Origin of the sequence: Rhodococcus opacus (genome assembly GCF_012396235.1) — a bacterium.
Lineage (GTDB): Bacteria > Actinomycetota > Actinomycetes > Mycobacteriales > Mycobacteriaceae > Rhodococcus_F > Rhodococcus_F opacus.
The window spans coordinates 1-15,303 of sequence record NZ_JAAXPA010000005.1 but is presented as its reverse complement, the minus strand read 5'-3'; the positions used below and the strand labels follow the sequence as shown (position 1 = coordinate 15,303).

13 protein-coding genes and 1 pseudogene are annotated in these 15,303 nt (G+C 64.8%); 3 read left to right on the top strand and 11 right to left on the bottom strand.

Going from position 1 to position 15,303, the window contains the following annotated elements; genetic code table 11:
- Positions 1 to 22: 22 nt before the first annotated feature.
- From HGB39_RS07730 to HGB39_RS07695, 8 genes are all read right to left on the bottom strand, one after another.
- The gene (locus tag HGB39_RS07730) at positions 23 to 1,000 is read right to left on the bottom strand and encodes a PDR/VanB family oxidoreductase (RefSeq protein WP_005574634.1); all 978 of its coding nucleotides are present in this window, start codon (positions 998 to 1,000) and stop codon (positions 23 to 25) included.
- Positions 1,001 to 1,155: 155 nt separating this feature from the next.
- Positions 1,156 to 1,308, bottom strand: a complete 153-nt coding sequence (locus tag HGB39_RS07725; protein ID WP_005256569.1) for a hypothetical protein — start codon at positions 1,306 to 1,308, stop codon at positions 1,156 to 1,158.
- A 155-nt stretch (positions 1,309 to 1,463) separates the two neighbouring features.
- Positions 1,464 to 2,216 carry an IclR family transcriptional regulator gene (locus tag HGB39_RS07720; protein WP_005574635.1) on the bottom strand — a complete coding sequence of 251 codons (753 nt, stop codon included), beginning with the start codon at positions 2,214 to 2,216 and terminating at the stop codon, positions 1,464 to 1,466.
- A 27-nt stretch (positions 2,217 to 2,243) separates the two neighbouring features.
- Positions 2,244 to 3,881, bottom strand: coding sequence for an ABC transporter permease (locus tag HGB39_RS07715; protein WP_054246260.1), 1,638 nt, complete (start codon positions 3,879 to 3,881; stop codon positions 2,244 to 2,246).
- Positions 3,878 to 4,804 carry an ABC transporter ATP-binding protein gene (locus HGB39_RS07710; RefSeq protein ID WP_005563605.1) on the bottom strand — a complete coding sequence of 309 codons (927 nt, stop codon included), beginning with the start codon at positions 4,802 to 4,804 and terminating at the stop codon, positions 3,878 to 3,880. Before HGB39_RS07710 ends, HGB39_RS07715 begins: the two co-directional genes overlap by 4 nt.
- Before the next feature lie 8 nt (positions 4,805 to 4,812).
- Positions 4,813 to 5,514 carry a TetR/AcrR family transcriptional regulator gene (locus HGB39_RS07705; protein WP_005563603.1) on the bottom strand — a complete coding sequence of 234 codons (702 nt, stop codon included), beginning with the start codon at positions 5,512 to 5,514 and terminating at the stop codon, positions 4,813 to 4,815.
- Between the two features lie 48 nt (positions 5,515 to 5,562).
- Positions 5,563 to 5,952: a type III PLP-dependent enzyme domain-containing protein gene (locus tag HGB39_RS07700; protein WP_007301768.1), complete on the bottom strand. Its 390-nt coding sequence runs from the start codon at positions 5,950 to 5,952 to the stop codon at positions 5,563 to 5,565.
- 128 nt (positions 5,953 to 6,080) lie between these two features.
- Positions 6,081 to 6,698, bottom strand: a complete 618-nt coding sequence (locus tag HGB39_RS07695) for a hypothetical protein (RefSeq protein WP_005566469.1) — start codon at positions 6,696 to 6,698, stop codon at positions 6,081 to 6,083.
- Positions 6,699 to 7,025: 327 nt separating this feature from the next.
- On the opposite strand from HGB39_RS07695, the gene HGB39_RS07690 reads away from it, so the two are divergent.
- On the top strand, positions 7,026 to 7,568 hold the full coding sequence (locus tag HGB39_RS07690) for a hypothetical protein (RefSeq protein WP_043789763.1): 543 nt from the start codon (positions 7,026 to 7,028) through the stop codon (positions 7,566 to 7,568).
- A gap of 17 nt (positions 7,569 to 7,585) precedes the next feature.
- Here HGB39_RS07690 and HGB39_RS07685 read toward each other — a convergent pair whose 3' ends face one another.
- Positions 7,586 to 8,068, bottom strand: a complete 483-nt coding sequence (locus HGB39_RS07685; RefSeq protein WP_005265147.1) for an SRPBCC family protein — start codon at positions 8,066 to 8,068, stop codon at positions 7,586 to 7,588.
- Between the two features lie 211 nt (positions 8,069 to 8,279).
- Between HGB39_RS07685 and HGB39_RS07680 the strand changes: the two genes are divergently transcribed.
- Both HGB39_RS07680 and HGB39_RS07670 read left to right on the top strand, forming a co-directional pair.
- Complete coding sequence (locus tag HGB39_RS07680; RefSeq protein ID WP_037208140.1) at positions 8,280 to 8,651, top strand: hypothetical protein; 372 nt, start codon at positions 8,280 to 8,282, stop codon at positions 8,649 to 8,651.
- 713 nt (positions 8,652 to 9,364) lie between these two features.
- Entirely contained in the window at positions 9,365 to 12,655 is a 3,291-nt protein-coding gene (locus HGB39_RS07670) for a protein kinase domain-containing protein (RefSeq protein ID WP_005566463.1), read from the top strand.
- Between the two features lie 184 nt (positions 12,656 to 12,839).
- Here the strand turns inward: HGB39_RS07670 and HGB39_RS07665 are convergent.
- Both HGB39_RS07665 and HGB39_RS07660 read right to left on the bottom strand, forming a co-directional pair.
- A pseudogene (locus HGB39_RS07665) lies at positions 12,840 to 13,104 on the bottom strand (IS110 family transposase); the annotation flags it as partial.
- Positions 13,105 to 13,493: 389 nt separating this feature from the next.
- Positions 13,494 to 14,894 (bottom strand): ammonium transporter, encoded by a 1,401-nt coding sequence (locus tag HGB39_RS07660; protein WP_005566461.1) that lies wholly within the window; start codon positions 14,892 to 14,894, stop codon positions 13,494 to 13,496.
- Positions 14,895 to 15,303: the final 409 nt, after the last annotated feature.

Below are 15,303 nucleotides of genomic sequence, written 5' to 3'. Positions count from 1 at the left end.
TGTGTCCCTTCGGGTGGGGGTGTCAGAGGTCGAGCACGAGGCGGTCGGAGCAGGACCGGGAGACGCAGATGAGCATGCAGTCGCCGGCGGACCGCTCCTCGTCGTCGAGGACGGAATCGCGGTGGTCGGGGGTGCCGGCGAGGACGGTGGTCTCACAGGTCCCGCACGTGCCCTCGCGGCACGAGGACAGGATGTTGACCCCGGCCGCCTGCACGGCGTCGAGGACGCTGGCGCCGGGTGTCACCGTCACCGCGAGGCCGGAGCGCGCGAGTTCGACCTCGAACGGTTCGTCGCGCAGCGGCTCGCCATGGTCCTTCGGGACGAATCGTTCGGTCCTCAGCGTGCCGACTGGCCTGTCCGCGCAACACTTTTCGACGGCGGAGAGCAGTGGCCCGGGCCCGCACACGTAGACCTTCGTGTCGTCGCCGGCGGCGGCAGCGGCGAGATGCGCCGACAGGTCGAGGTGGCCCTGCTCGTCCCGCGGCACGACGGACACCCGGTCGCCGTAGGTGGCGAGTTCGTCCCGGAACGCCATGGACGTGCGGGTGCGGCCGCCGTACAGAAGCTGCCAGTCGATGCCCATCAGCTCCGCCTGGCGGACCATCGGCAACAGCGGGGTGATCCCGATACCACCGGCGATGAACAGGTACCTCGGTGCGGGGACGAGCGGGAAGTTGTTGCGCGGACCGCCGACCCCGACGAGATCACCCTCCGCGAGTACGTCGTGGACGTACGCCGACCCGCCCCGGCCCGCCGGTTCCCGCAGCACCCCGACGCGGTAGCTGTACGCGTCCCACCGGTCGCCGCACAGCGAGTACTGCCGCGTCAGCCCGTTCGGGAGCAGCAGGTCGATATGGGCCCCCGGTGCCCAGTCCGGCAGGCGCCGCCCGTCGGGGTGGCGCAGGGTCAGTGCGACAACACCGTCCGCGACAAGCTCTTTGGCGACAACTCGCAGCGCCGCGTCTGCTGGCGCACCGGAAGAAACCGGGTTCTGTGGCATCTCGACTCCTCGATCTCGCGTTTGTTCGAGGATCTTCCGAGCCGGGGGTGAGCCGCCAGATCATTTTCAATAGTTGAAAGTCGGGATGTTACCGGGGTCACTCAACTGGGCGGAAGCTGTTCGCTGCCCGCCCGGACGCCGCCGAGGCTGAGTTATCAGGTGTGCGCCCTCCGGCTGATGTCCTTGTCGACGGCAGTGGCGATGTCGTGGACGAGCCGGGAGTGCCAGAGTTTGTGTGCCTCGAGGTCCGCGGTGAGCGCGTGGCAGTCCGGGCATTCCCGGGGGCTGGGTTGCGAGGTGCTTTCCATGATGCTGCGCTTTCTGGGAGAAGTGGTTCCGATTCCACCGTGGCACGGCCGGGGCGGATAGTCCACCGCGCACAGCCTCACAGACATTGGTCAGCCGCCCGCGCAATTGCGCCGGATTCCGGCAAATCCGTGGGCGTCTGCCACCTGGGCATGCCTCATTGCGGCGCCGCCGCCATCACGCGGGTGATGCCCTTCGCCGCCGCCTGAAGTACGGGGATCTGCGCGTACGCCTTCTCGTCGTTCGGCACGATGACCGACAGCGCGGCGACCACCTTGCCGTGGCCGTCCCGCACCGGGACCGCGACGCCCGTGGTGTCCGGGTAGAGGTGGCCGGCGCAGAGGATGTAGCCGTGCCGACGCACGTCGGCCAGGACTCCTCGCAGCTGCCGTGCAGTGCGAATCGTGTTGTCGGTGTACACCTTCAACGGCTCGTTCAGGATGCGCTCCTGAAGCTCCGACGGTCCGTGCGCGAGCAGGACCAGCCCGGACGAAGACACGTGGAGCGGCATCCGGCCCGCGATGCGCGTGTAATTGACCACGGCACCCGGTGCCGTGAGCCGCTCGATGAACAACACCTCGTCACCTTCGAGGACACCGAGCTGGGTGTGCTGCCCGACGACGGCGTGCAGGTCCTCCATGAACGGCATCGCCGCTTCCCTGAGCCCGAGAGTCGGGGACGCCCGCGACGCGACCTCCCACAGGCGGACCCCGATCCGCACCTTGCGTTCCTCACGCTCGAGCCAGCCGCACCCCACCAGTTCGTCGATCAACCGCGACGTCGTGGAGATGTGGAGACCCGACCGTCGCGCGATCTCGGACACCGTGAGCAACGAATCGTCCGAACGGAACGATTCGACTATCCGCACCGTCCGGGCCAGGACGGACTCACCGGTGTGCACACGTGCCATGCCTTCAGTGTGCACACCGGCCGGCGCTCACCGTAGGTCGCGCCGCCGGAACGCCGCGACGCCCACCCCGATCAGCACGACCGTGATCAGGAGCAGCCACACGATCGGCGTCGCCTCGAACTGCCCGCCCGGCAGCTTCGGGGCGTGGCTGAACGGCTCCAGATTCAGCACCGTCTGCGGGAACTGCGCGATCGACCCGACCATGAAGATCAGGAGGAACGCGACGAGCACGCCCCACGCCACCGGCGTGAACCGCGGGACCACACCGAACAGCAGGACCGTCACTCCGGCGAGCATCCAGATCGCGGGAAGCTGCACGAGCGCCGCCCCGATCACGTCGGGCAGGGCTCCCCCCACGTCGCCGATGGATGCGCCGTATGTGAGTCCGGCGGCCACTCCGGCCACGATCATCGCGACCGCAGGCCCGAGCAACGCGAACAGGATGTGGCTCGACGCCCACCGGACGCGGCCGACGGAACCGGCCGTCACGGGTTCGAGGCGCTGGGCGTTCTCCTCGGAATACAGCCGCAACGACGCGGAGATCGCGTAGGCCGCGGCGGCGACCGCGAGCATCGTGAACGCGTAACCGATGAACGATTCCTCCAGCGACTGCGAACCGCCCATCCGCGTGATGATGTCCCGGATCGTCTGGCTGTCGCCGACCTGGCCACCGATCCCCTTCGCGGCGCTGCCGATCAGCAGGCCGTACAGTCCGAGCCCGGCGGTCCAGGCCGCGAGCGTGCCGCGGTGCATCCGCCACGCCAGTCCCAGAGTTCCGGCGAGCGCCGGCGACGCGTCCGTGGGGCCGGGGCGTTCGGCGATCAGGCCGGCGCCGACATCGCGTCGGCGCAGGAGAGCGTATGCCGCCCAGGTGAGTACGACTGCCGTGACAAGGCTGGGGACGACCACCCACCAGCGTTCGTCGGCATACGGACGGATCTGCAGGTCCCAGCCGAGCGGTGACAACCACGACAGGGTGCCGGACCCGGCGTCACCGACCGCGCGCAACGCGAACGCGACCCCGAGCACCGTCAACGCGACGCCGCGCGCGACGCGGGCGCCGGTACTCACCTGCGCCGCAACGGCTGCGACCGCCGTGAACACCAGACCGGAGCAGGCCAGTGACGTCCCGAACGCGACCGAGCCGCCCACCGGAAGGTCCCGGGCGAGCAACGCTGCCGCACAGAGAATCCCGGTGACGACGGAGGCGCCGCCGGCGAGGAGCAGCGCCGCGGTCAGGCCCGAGTACCGTCCGACGGAGGTCGAGTCGAGAAGCTCCGCCCGGCCGGTCTCCTCCTCCGCGCGGGTGTGCCGGATGACCGTCAAAATCACCACCAGCCCGATCAGCGTGTAGTAGATACCGGCCTTCCAGACCCCCACCGAGCCGAGGCTGGAGTTGAAGATCGGGCCGTACATGGCGATCTGCGCGGGGCTGGCCGCCGTGGTGGCCGCGAACTCCGCCAGCTGAGCGTCGGAGGTGTAGATGTCGGCGATGCTCGCGACGTACAGCGCGGGCGCGAACGCGAAGATCAGGATCCACAGCGGCAGCGCGATCCGATCCCGGCGCAGGAACAACCGCAGAAAGTGCCGTGTCCCCGTGAAATCCGAGGAAGACACCGGCGCCGGCTCCACGGGCCGGTACCGGGACACCGTGGCGGTACTCATGCCCGCACCTTCTCCACCGTGTCGGACGACGTCGTACCGTCGTCGATCTCGTAGTGCCGCAGGAAGAGTTCTTCGAGGGTCGGCGGCTGACTGACGAGGCTGCGTACTCCGGTGTCGCCGAGCACCCGGATGAGCTCGCCGAGATGTTCGCTGTCGACCTGGCAGTGCAGCGTCGACCCGTCGAACTCGATGTCCGCCACGCCGTCGATGCGGCTCAGATCGCCGGGGTCACCGAGAAGTTCGGCAGTGATCGACGTACGGCTGAGATGCCGCATCGACGCCAGTGTCCCGGATTCGACCGTACGTCCCGACCTGATGATGGTGACCCGCTCACACAGCGCCTCCACCTCGGACAGGATGTGGCTGGACAGCAGCACCGTCACCCCGCGGTCGCGGGCCTCGGCGACGCATTCCCGGAAGACCTGTTCCATCAACGGGTCCAGGCCCGACGTGGGTTCGTCGAGCAGCAGCAGGCGCGCGTTCGAGGAGAACGCCGACACCAACGCCACCTTCTGACGATTGCCCTTCGAGTACGCGCGGCCTTTCTTCCGAGGGTCGAGGTCGAAACGCTCGATCAACTCCTGTTTGCGGGTTTCGTCCAGCCCGCCGCGCATCCGGGCGAGGAGGTCGATGGTCTCGCCGCCGGACAACGACGGCCACAGCGTCACGTCGCCCGGGACGTACGCCATCTCGAGATGCAGGGCGACGGCATCGCGCCAGGGATCGCGTCCGAAGACGGCCGCCTCACCGCTGTCGGAATGGAGGCTGCCGAGGAGGACGCGGATGGTGGTGGATTTTCCGGCGCCGTTCGGCCCGAGGAACCCGTGCACCTCCCCTTCGCCGACCTCGAGGTCGAGTCCGTCCAACGCCCGGGTTCGTCCGAACGTCTTCACCAGGTTGCGCACTTCGATGATCGCACTCATAGCTGCTCCTAGTTCGGGGAGTCGGTATGTTCTGCGGGAGCCGCCGCCTGCGCGGCACCGTCTTCGGTGGCCAGGTACGCCTCGAGCGTCGACGAATCCGGCAGCAGGCCTTCGGTGTACATCTCGAGGGCGGGCAGCGTGACGTCGGTGGCGAGGTCGCGGATGGCCGTGGCGTAGTCGAGCGGAGCTTCCTTGTCGGCGCGCATCTGCAGGTAGAGCAGCATGGCGCCCACGTTGTAGAGGGTGAGGTAGCGCGCCCGCGCCTTCGGGTTGCGGCTGGGCCGGACAGTTCCGGCTGCCACTCCCAACGCGAGATACTGCTCGGTGTCCTCCACCATGTGCTCGAAGAGGGATTCGCCGAGGCCTCCGCCCGCCTGAAAACTCCGCACGATGTACGCGACGAGCGGGGCGTACTGCTCGATCTCGGCGAGGGCGTGCATTGCGCCCGCCGGCCCGGGCGTCGAAATCGCCTCCGTCTTCTGCTCCCGGATGATCCGCAGGACGTGCTCGTCGCATTCGGCGCGCAGGCCGTCCTTCGAACCGAAATGGTGGATCACCAGACCAGGTGACACTCCGGCTGCGGTGGCGATCGCCCGTACCCCGGTGCTGAAGCCGTGATTGCCGAACACCGTGATGGCCGCGTCGCGCACTCGGGCGCGCGTGGTCAGATCGGGTTGCGGGACCTCGGAACCAGCACTGGTTGAACGCATGTTTAATACACTAAACGCGCGTTCAACCGCACGCAAGGGGTGAGGGCGTCAAGATTTCGTCAAGGCGGGAAGACCCGGCTCGGCCGGGCGCCCGGTGAACGCGACGCTCGGGCGGGGATACCGGTTGCGGGCACAGGCCTCGTCCAGCGCCTCGTCGACGACCTCCCTCAGATCGGCCCGATCGTCGTCCTGCAGGACCAGTTCCGTCAGGATCACCCCGTAGTCGCGCCGGACCTGTTCCATCAGCCCGATCGCGTCGTCGATGGCCCCGGAACCGGCAGAGCAGCGGAAACCGATCAGCCGCAGTTGCGGCTGCTCCATCACCGCACGCAGCGCGTCCTCGATGCTCGAGTTATCCGTGCCGAGTGCCGAGAGGTCGAGCACCGTGTTCTGCCGTGGCTGCTCGTGCACGAACCGGTGGGGAAGATGAAGCGTCATCGGAACCTCCTCGGGGATTCAGTTCCAGATCTACCCCCGACACGCGAGGTCGCGGCCGTTCTTGACGGCACCATGACTCCGCGGGCCGCGATCCTGACGCGGTGTTGGCGCCGCGGGGGTCGCCGTCCCTATGCCGTTGCCTTCTCGACCGCGTCGCGCGTGAGGCCGGCCAGTTTCTCGACATTCTCGGTGGTAGCCGGATAGCCGGCCGAAGTGACCCCGATGACGTACTCGCCGGCGAGCGCGCCGTACCCGATGTGCGTGTCGTCTCCCTGCGTCACGGAACCGGCGAATGCCTTGTCGCCGACGTCGGCCGGCGCCGGTAGCGCCGCGAAACCCGGGACGACTTCACTGTTGTCGATCGCCTGCTCGAATGCGGTCGCGGCCGCGTCGGGGCTGGGATATCGATCGACGGAGACGGTTACCCTTCTGCCGTCGCCCCCTTCGTAGATCACCATTCTCGTCGCGTCGGGGGTGCCGGACGCAGTGGAGTTCTCGCTCGTCGCCGTCTGCTGTTCTATCTCCGGGAAGTACGTCTGTACGACGTCCAATCCCACCAGAGCCTCCTGAGGCAACAGGATCGCCTCGGATGTCGACGCCTCCGGCTGCGATTCGGCATCAGACTGCGTGTCCTGCTGCCCACACCCACCCGCGAACAGGACTCCGGCCAGGATGGTCACGAGGATGGCGAGAGGGGCGCTACTGCCGATCCTTTCCACGCGGTACCGCTCCGCTGATTGCACCATGCTCGATACCCCCTGTTGCTCGGGACAATGCCTCGTCGTGTGGCCAATTGGTAGCTGACCGACCGGAACTCGCACGGCACCAATTCTCGCCGATCCGGATGCCGTGGACAATCACCTCGCTACGTTCGGCCGTTCCGCAAGCTCACCGGGGTCGATGTCAGAACGGGTTGTAGATCCAGACGCCGCGGTAATCGGTGACGGCCGAATACGGCTGTGTGAGTGGCGTCCAGCTCGCACCGTCTGTAACAGATCCCGTCCCACTTCCGAAATGGAGTTGGGGGGCGACGGACGTCTCAATTCTCGCGGTCACGAAGGAATGGAGCGCTCATGAACAAGCAGCTGGGACGACGGGTCTGTGCTGCGGCACTGACTGCTGTCGGACTGGGAACCGCAGTGGCGACCGGAGGAGGCGCTGTCGCGAGTGCTCAGCCCGCGCCACCGACATCGACGACAATGACGTGCTCGAGCGCGAATCCCCTCGTCTGGGCACCGCCGTTCACGTGGACCATCAACGCCGCGTCCGGGGAGTCGCTGCGACCGGGTGGGTCTGCACTGGAGCCGGCAATCCTGCTCAGCGGCGGCAACGAACTTCCGACGCCGCCCGGCGGCCTCATCCCGAGCATCGGCGTCAACTGGTACGGCACGCGGGTGTCGGTCGACTGGCACAACACGACAACCGGCGCGACCGGACACAGCGTCAGCGATGAGGCGGCCTGGCAGCAGAAGCCCGGCATCCCGATCAACCGAACCTGGACGGGAACCGGGACGGTGGCGTTCACCGTCACCGTCCAGACCGGCGCGGGATGGTGGTTCGTCAATTCGCAAAACGCCGTTTGCCAGGGAACGATTTCCGTCGTGCCCGGTCGGTGACATCGGACGTCCCTCGGCTACAGGTCAGGCGAGGGACGTTCACCGTTCGCCTCGGCGAGTTCGGCGAGCCTCTCGACAGAGGCCAGAAGCTTGTCCGACGTGGTGGCCCGGGCCCGCGCGAGGCGTTTCTCGTCGGTCAATCGCGACCATTCGTAGGTATGCGTGACACGGACGTGCGCCTCGTCGACTCGGTCGAGTTCCCAGCGCCACAGATGCCCCGGTGGCTGATCGCCCTGCACCGAGGGCAGCCAGGCAATCAGTTGCCCCTCCGCGAATTCCACCACGTGGTTGTCGCGGATGCCGCCGTTCGTGAGCGTCATGGTGAACACGTCACCGACGGCGCGCACCCGCTGCCCGGCCGCGGCCTCGGCCAGATTGTCGTTGCCGTCCCACCGCGGCTGTTGCGCCGGGTCGGCAATCAGTTCGAAGACCGTCCGCGCCGGGGCCGCGATGATGCGGCTGGCAGTCACGACGGTGGGAATCCCATTCTCCTCGGTCATAACTCGATCAAACCATGACGAGTCGCCAGATCTCGAGCACCATGCCTCGTTGCGCACTCGGCAAGTCGATGTCGATCAGCGGACTCGTGCCGGCCGGCCTCGACGAGACGACACGGCAGTGCGGTTTCATTCGGCTGCACGCTTCGTGCGGGTGGGCGACAGTAGCGTCGCCGATCGGGACAGTCCAGACAACCAGGGAAAGGGCACAACCATGGGCAATTTTCGACGTACGGCAGTGGCGGGAGCCATGATCGCGGGACTGATGACTGCCGGGGCGGCAACGGCGTCCGCCGCTCCGTTCGGCTCCCTCGGCGACGGACCCGACCTCGTGATCACGCAGGCGAACGCCGAGGGTGTCAACGCATGCGCCGTGCGTGTCACGAACGAGGGCGACCGGACCGCCACCGGAGTCACGGTCCACACTCCGCTCGTTTACGAGAGCAGGAACCTCGGCACGCTCGCCCCCGGCGAATCGAAGATCGCCGAATACTTCGATTGCGGATTCTCGGAGCGCATCTTCTACTTCGCGACGACGAGCGGCGAAACGAATTGGGCCGACAACTTCCTGTACATCGAACTCTGAGCGCCGGGGTCGCCGGGAGCGTGGGCCCACGGCCTGGTCAGCTCCCGGAAGCCGCGGATGTCTCCCCTGAATCCGGGCTCCCCCCGTACAAGATCGAGGTCAGAGACCGTATCGGCTGCGCAAACGCATGGCCCATGGTCGCCTGCGACGCGCCAGACGAGGACGTTCCCGACCAGTCACCCGCGTCGAACCTGGCACCACCCTGGTCGAGCCCGGCGGCACAACTCTCTACGGTCCCGCCCCCGCAACCGTCAGCTCCCAGCAGGTCGCCACCATCCACCAGGTCAACTACCCCTTCGAGCCCGACGACGGAGTGATCTCCCACCCACTCGATCCCGAAGTGCCCTGGATGTGGCCTACCACCGAGGCCGACCCACTCGTCCTAGCCTCTACACCGGGCACCGCCTCGCTTGTCCAGACAATACGGCAAATGCCGTTTTCGATCGGTGGAGTAAGACCGGTTCGGGGCGAGGTTCGGAAATTGTCCCGGATGCTGTCCAGGAAGTCGCTGAGGAGGTTCCGCAACGCCGCGGCGTCCGGCCACCGCGATTGTTCGTGACGCGGCGATGCGTGACCGAGATGCTGCGAGGAATCGGTGATTGTTCGCTCAAAGGCTCCGATCATGCGCGATATCCTTGGAGGACTCTGCAGAGGTGATTGAGGTGGCAGGTACGTTCGGGCGTTACGTGATAGATATGCCGACGGAGTGAACCATGCCGCCGGCTGAGAACGATCCGTTATCGACCCAACGCGACGAAGTGCACGTCGTCGCTACGGAGCTCCGAGACGCCGGATTCGACGACCCCCGAGAGATCGGCCGCGGCGGGTTCGGTGTCGTGTTCCGGTGCCGGCAGCGTTCCCTCGATCGCACGATTGCCGTGAAGGTGATGACCTCGGAACTGGACGACGAGAACCGCGCCCGGTTTTTCCGGGAACAGCGGGCGATGGGACGACTCACCGGCAACCCCAACATCGTGAACGTGCTGCAGGTGGGCACCACGGGAAGTGGGCGGCCGTACCTGGTGATGCAATTCCATGCCCAGGGCTCACTGCAAGCATGGATTAGCCGTCAGGGTTCACTTCCACTGGACGAGGCTCTCCGGATCGGGATACGTATCGCCGGAGCATTGGAGAGCGCCCACCGCCTCGGGATCATTCACCGCGACGTCAAACCTGCGAACATCCTGCTCACCGACTATGCCGAGCCTGCATTAACCGATTTCGGCATTGCACATATACCTGGCGGATTCACCACCACCAAGCGTGTAATCACCGGATCGCCCGCCTTCACCGCACCTGAAGTGTTGCGGGGGGACGAGCCGAGCGCGGCGTCCGACATCTACGGTCTCGGCGCCACCGTATTCTGCGCCCTCACTGGTCATGCCGCATTCGAACGTCGCAGCGGAGAGAACATGATCGCGCAGTTTCTGCGGGTCACGACCGATCCGGTCCCAGACCCACGGATCGCCGGAATCCCCGATGACGTCAGCACCATTATCGAACGTGCAATGTCTGCCGAGCCACACCAGCGCCAGCCCACTGCTGCTGCGTTCGGTGACGAACTTCGGGGCATCCAGGCACGCTACGGATTTCCGATGGATGTGATGGCGGTCCGCGTCGAAGCGGGAGGTGGGTCCGCCGGGTCGCACGCCGGCACGAGAGAGCATCGATCGCACTCCATGCCCGGTGTCGGCAAGTCCGCGCAGGGTGATCTTCCTCTGGAGTTGACCAGCTTCGTCGGTCGTCGTCACGAACTCGCTCAGGCACGACGACTGCTCGGGGTGTCGCGCCTTGTCACCCTCACCGGTATCGGTGGGGTCGGCAAGACTCGGCTGGCGCTGCGTGTGGCGGCGAAGGTACAGGCAGCGTTCACTGACGGTGTGCGGATCGTCAAGCTCGGTGCCGTCGAGGACGACTCGCTCGTCGTGGTCGTCGTCGCATCCGAACTCGGGCTACGCAATCAGACGGCGCGACCGCTCATCGAGATTCTTCAAGAGTTTCTGGGCTCGCAGAAGTTGCTTTTGGTGCTCGATAATTGTGAGCAAGTGCTGGAGAAGACGGCAGAAGTCGTCGACCAACTTTTGCACTTCTGTCCCAACCTCTATGTCCTCACCACCAGCCGCGAGCCACTGGGAATCAGCGGGGAAGCCGTTCTTCGCGTTCCACCACTCAGCGTCCCCATCGACAGCCGCCCGACGACACCGGAAGGCCTTCCCCAGTTCGACGCCGTAAGGCTGTTCGCCGACCGGGCCGCTGCTGCCGTTCCCACCTTCGCTCTGACCGAAGACAACACGAGCACGATCGCGCAGATCTGCCGGCAACTGGACGGTCTGCCCCTACCGATCGAGTTGGCGGCCGCACGATTGCGGGCGATGTCCCCCGAGCAGATTCGGGATCGGCTGAGGGACCGCTACGAAGTGTTGTCCCGCGGGCACTGGGCCGGACCGCCGAGACAGCGAACGATGCGATTGTGTATCGACTGGAGCTACGAGCTGTGCTCACCGCAGGAACGACTGGTGTGGTCCCGGTTGTCGGTGTTCGCTGGTCACTTCGAACTCACCGCGGCCGAGACTATCTGCAGCCGCGACATCTCGTCCGACGAGTTCCTGGACACGCTTACCTCTCTGGTGGACAAGTCGATCCTGATGCGGGAAGAGGTAGGCCGGGATGTGCGATTCCGGATGCTCGAGATCCTGCGCGTCTACGGCAAAGAGAAGGCGCAGGCGTCGGGCGAACTTCAGCAACTGCGCCGTGAGCATCGAGAATGGTGTCGGCAGCTGTCCGCTGGCGCGGCAGCCGATTGGATCAGCCCCCGTCAACTCGAGTGGATCACGCAACTGACCCGTGAGCAGTCGAACCTACGTGAGGCAATGGAGTTTTCCGTGGGCGACGCCCCCGAAAAGGGTCTCGATATCGCGTCTTCTCTATTCGCGTTCTGGTTCTCCCACAGCCTGTTCAACGAGGGCAGATACTGGCTCGACCGTCTACTGGCGTGCGAGACAGGGCAGTATCCCGCCACCAGGATCAAAGCGCTCTACGCTGCGAGCTCGCTCGCCGCGGTACAGCGAGACTTCGACACTGCGTCGACCGTATTGGAGGAGGCACGCTCGCTGGCCGAGGAAACGACAAACCCCGTTGCCGACATTTTTCTCGCCCGCGCCGAAGGCGTGGTCGGAGTCTACAAGGGCGACCTCACGCCTGCGTGCGCCGAACTCGAAAAGGCGCGCGCCGCATTGTCCACCGATCATGATCTCACACAACATGTTTGGATCCTCGTGATGCTAGGTGTGGGTTACGATCTACTCGGAGAGTCTAATCAGGCGATCGCGTGTTTCAACGATGCTCTTTCCATTACGGAAGCTCACGACGAGACCATGTACCGGTCGTACACCCTGTGGGCGATGGGCGTGGCCATCATTCGCCGAGGCGAGTTGGAACTGGCGAGCAGACTTCTGAAAGAAGCGTTGGTACTGGTTCGACGTGTGGACGACCGCTTGGCCGCGGCGGTGTGCCTCGAGGCGCTCGCGTGGACAGCGGGCGAGGAGCGACAGTTTCAACGATCCGCCACACTTTTGGGCGCCGCGGAGAACTTCGCGCATTCCGTCGGGAGTAGCCCACTGCTGTTCACCGCCCTCAACGAGCAACACGATCGATGTGTGACCGACGCCTCTCGCGAACTCGGCTCCAGCACCTTCAGCGCAGCCCGTAGCAAGGGCAGCCAGTTCGACGCGGATGGCGCAATCACCTACGCGCTCGAGGAGGAGGCTGTGGAGTCAACGCAACGACCGCACTCGTCACAATCCGGCCAGCCGTCTGTCCGGTTGACCAAACGTGAACGCGAAGTCGCTGCGCTCGTCGCCGAAGGGCTAACCAATCGCCAGATCGCGACCAGACTGACCATATCGCCGCGGACCGCACAGGGTCATGTGGAACACCTCCTCACCAAACTCGGATTCAACGCGCGCGCCCAGATCGCGGCATGGTTCGTGACCGAGAACGCGTGAGCGTGTTGTAGGGGGAAGGTTCGGTCTCCGCCCCCGAGGTCGCCCATGACGACGAGGCTGGCACCGGAAGCGTTCCTCGTCGCAGCATCACGCGGATGGTGCGACGAACTGGATCCAAGTCTCACCAGCGCCTCGTAGCCCACGAAGGCGGCCATTGCGTGACTATTCGAGAGACCGTCTCGAGTCACTCGACGAGCGACCGCGAGTGGGTTGACCGCGTACACCTGGTATCCGGCCGCCGTCAGCGCCTGCACCCGCAGGCCGCGGTCGGTTTCGAAGCCGACCACGACCTGCCCTGTCTCTTCGGGACGGGTGGCTACCAGTTCGTGCAGTTCACGGCTGCCGGCCAGCCCTTCCGGCAGCCGAACGCGACGACGGCCGCCGGTCGACGTCATCCATCAGGTGAACGTCGTGATGGTCTTCGCCCAGTCGTCTCCGACGAAGATCATCGATCGCCTCTTTCAGTTCTCCTAGGATGGGTGAAAGCTGTTCGAGCCCAGAGGCACCCGGCGACAACCTAACGGATCAAAGCTCACACGACACCACACCCCATCAGCGCTACAGGCGACCTCACCGACCGGCCAGGGCACGATCCAACCCTGGCAATCGACGCTCACTCCGGGCGCAAACAGTGCTCACCGGCCGGCGGCTCAGTGATCACCTTTCCCGGGACAATCCGTGACCTGTCGAAGGCTCGTTGATCGACTTCCATCAGGTGCGCTGAACAGCACCGGATCGGCGATGAACGCGTCGTGTTGGCGATCTGTTGGCGATCCCAACGTCGCATCCTGGTGACGCGTTCATTCAGCTCAGGCGAATGGATAGTTCTAGCGTGCCGTCAAGGCACTAAGCTGACCTCGGCAGCCGGTTCGTCGGATACGTCAGCTTGTTGTAGCCCTGCAGGTGTCCGGTCAGGATATGCGACCTCGCCAATGACTGCGCGATCCAGTTTCGCCTCCAGGCCTTCATCGACTCGCCCGTCACGCAGCCCGATGGTCTTCTCGACCACGAAGACCACGAGAAGCGCCGACGCGAGACCGAACGCCAGGAAAACGATAACTCCGTACAATTGATGTCCGATGTTGATCGAGGCGTGCTGGAAGGCATACTCACCCTGGGTAATTCCAAAGTAGCCACCCTGCTTGACGCCACCTGCCAACACCGCGGTCATCAAAGCGCTGTAGATGCCCGGGCCCAGCGTAAGTGGTACAACTTTGACGTCGTCCAGCCGGAGCCTGATCATCAGTTTGTAACCGCCGAGCAGGATGAAGGGCGCAAACACGGCGGTCAGACCTGCCTGCCAGGGCTTGACGACGTCGATCAGCCCCGACACCGAAATCCAGCCGGCCACCGGTGACACCAAGAAGAAGTACGGGTGTTTCCCTATCTTCCAGACCAGCAGGCCGCCGATCGCCGAGGCCGCGAATGCCATCATGAGATTCGTGACAATCAGCCCCATGCCGCTCTCGTTGAGGGTGATCCCGAAGTATCCCGATCCGGGTACCAGGTACCCGTTGGTAAGCGCGTAGCCGCAGATTCCGGCAAGGAAGAGTACCATTCCGACCACTACGTACAACATGTTGTGCGGAATCGCAGGCTCGGTCGTGGTGCCGTCGAAAACACCCACCCTTGGCCTGGCTCGCCACACCAATATGAACGCCCAACACCCAAGCAATATATAGAAGAATGCACCGCCGAAGTCGTGGGTACCGGCGTTGGACAGCGGCCCGACAGAGCCGTAGACCAGGTACCCAGCGACCGGGATGACTACAGCCCCGAAGAGTAATGCGATCAACGCCAAGGAACTTGTTTTGACCCGTTCGATCACAGACCCGGCCAACAGCGCCGCGAAGAAGGCGGCGAAGAGAATGAAGAGCGCGTAAAAGGCCTGGAAGGAGTCAGCATTCGGCACGACCGCTGGGTCGAGATCCTGGGGTAGGGTGTTGATGCCCGTTCCTCCGAGCCACCACGACTTGATCGCCTGGCCGAGCGGATTTGCAACACCGAAAGCCTGGTTGAACTGCGTGACCCAGATGGCGAATCCGATCAGTGACATACCCGCCGCAGCAACGAATGCAGCGACAAGCTTTTGCGTCAACGTGTGCATCACGTTTCCTGCACGACTGAGGCCTGCGTCGAATAGAAGTATCCCGGCTATGGCCAGCAAGATGGCGATCAGCCCGATAATGTAGACCACCGTCGGAAACTGCGCCGCCATAGAAACTTGATCAAGGTACATTGGCATCCTTCTACCTGAGAGTGGAGCGGTAAGACGCGGTTGCCTCGTGATTCCATAAGAGATTCCTTGCCAAAGGAACCATCTATACGAATCAGGCCAGCCCTGTACGGCGTGCCGCTCAAATTTCTCACGATGTGTGAGACGTTTCTGATTCTGTTCCCCCACTGGATGCGCGGTGACCTCGAGTGCAACGATTACCGCGCAACTTCGTTTGATCTTGGATAGAGCGATTTTTCGAGTGAGTTTCGTCGTCGACCTTAGAGATCTGTTTCGATGACGACTGCGGAGTTCATGTCGCGTTCCCACTGGCTCGCCGCATAGTGCTCACCATCGTGTGACGACCAGCTTCTGATCGGTGAAGAAATCCAACGGCGCAGCACCACACACATGCAGGTCACCGTAGAACGAG

What these genes read in the sequence shown, in the direction of transcription:
- HGB39_RS07700 (WP_007301768.1), bottom strand. Translation starts at nt 5,952, where the DNA reads ATGACGCTTCATCTTCCCCACCGGTTCGTGCACGAGCAGCCACGGCAG.
- HGB39_RS07690 (WP_043789763.1), top strand. Translation starts at nt 7,026, where the DNA reads ATGAACAAGCAGCTGGGACGACGGGTCTGTGCTGCGGCACTGACTGCT.
- HGB39_RS07730 (WP_005574634.1), bottom strand. Translation starts at nt 1,000, where the DNA reads ATGCCACAGAACCCGGTTTCTTCCGGTGCGCCAGCAGACGCGGCGCTG.
- HGB39_RS07710 (WP_005563605.1), bottom strand. Translation starts at nt 4,804, where the DNA reads ATGAGTGCGATCATCGAAGTGCGCAACCTGGTGAAGACGTTCGGACGA.
- HGB39_RS07725 (WP_005256569.1), bottom strand. Translation starts at nt 1,308, where the DNA reads ATGGAAAGCACCTCGCAACCCAGCCCCCGGGAATGCCCGGACTGCCAC.
- HGB39_RS07720 (WP_005574635.1), bottom strand. Translation starts at nt 2,216, where the DNA reads ATGGCACGTGTGCACACCGGTGAGTCCGTCCTGGCCCGGACGGTGCGG.
- HGB39_RS07680 (WP_037208140.1), top strand. Translation starts at nt 8,280, where the DNA reads ATGGGCAATTTTCGACGTACGGCAGTGGCGGGAGCCATGATCGCGGGA.
- HGB39_RS07660 (WP_005566461.1), bottom strand. Translation starts at nt 14,894, where the DNA reads ATGTACCTTGATCAAGTTTCTATGGCGGCGCAGTTTCCGACGGTGGTC.
- HGB39_RS07715 (WP_054246260.1), bottom strand. Translation starts at nt 3,881, where the DNA reads ATGAGTACCGCCACGGTGTCCCGGTACCGGCCCGTGGAGCCGGCGCCG.
- HGB39_RS07705 (WP_005563603.1), bottom strand. Translation starts at nt 5,514, where the DNA reads ATGCGTTCAACCAGTGCTGGTTCCGAGGTCCCGCAACCCGATCTGACC.
- HGB39_RS07670 (WP_005566463.1), top strand. Translation starts at nt 9,365, where the DNA reads ATGCCGCCGGCTGAGAACGATCCGTTATCGACCCAACGCGACGAAGTG.
- HGB39_RS07695 (WP_005566469.1), bottom strand. Translation starts at nt 6,698, where the DNA reads ATGGTGCAATCAGCGGAGCGGTACCGCGTGGAAAGGATCGGCAGTAGC.
- HGB39_RS07685 (WP_005265147.1), bottom strand. Translation starts at nt 8,068, where the DNA reads ATGACCGAGGAGAATGGGATTCCCACCGTCGTGACTGCCAGCCGCATC.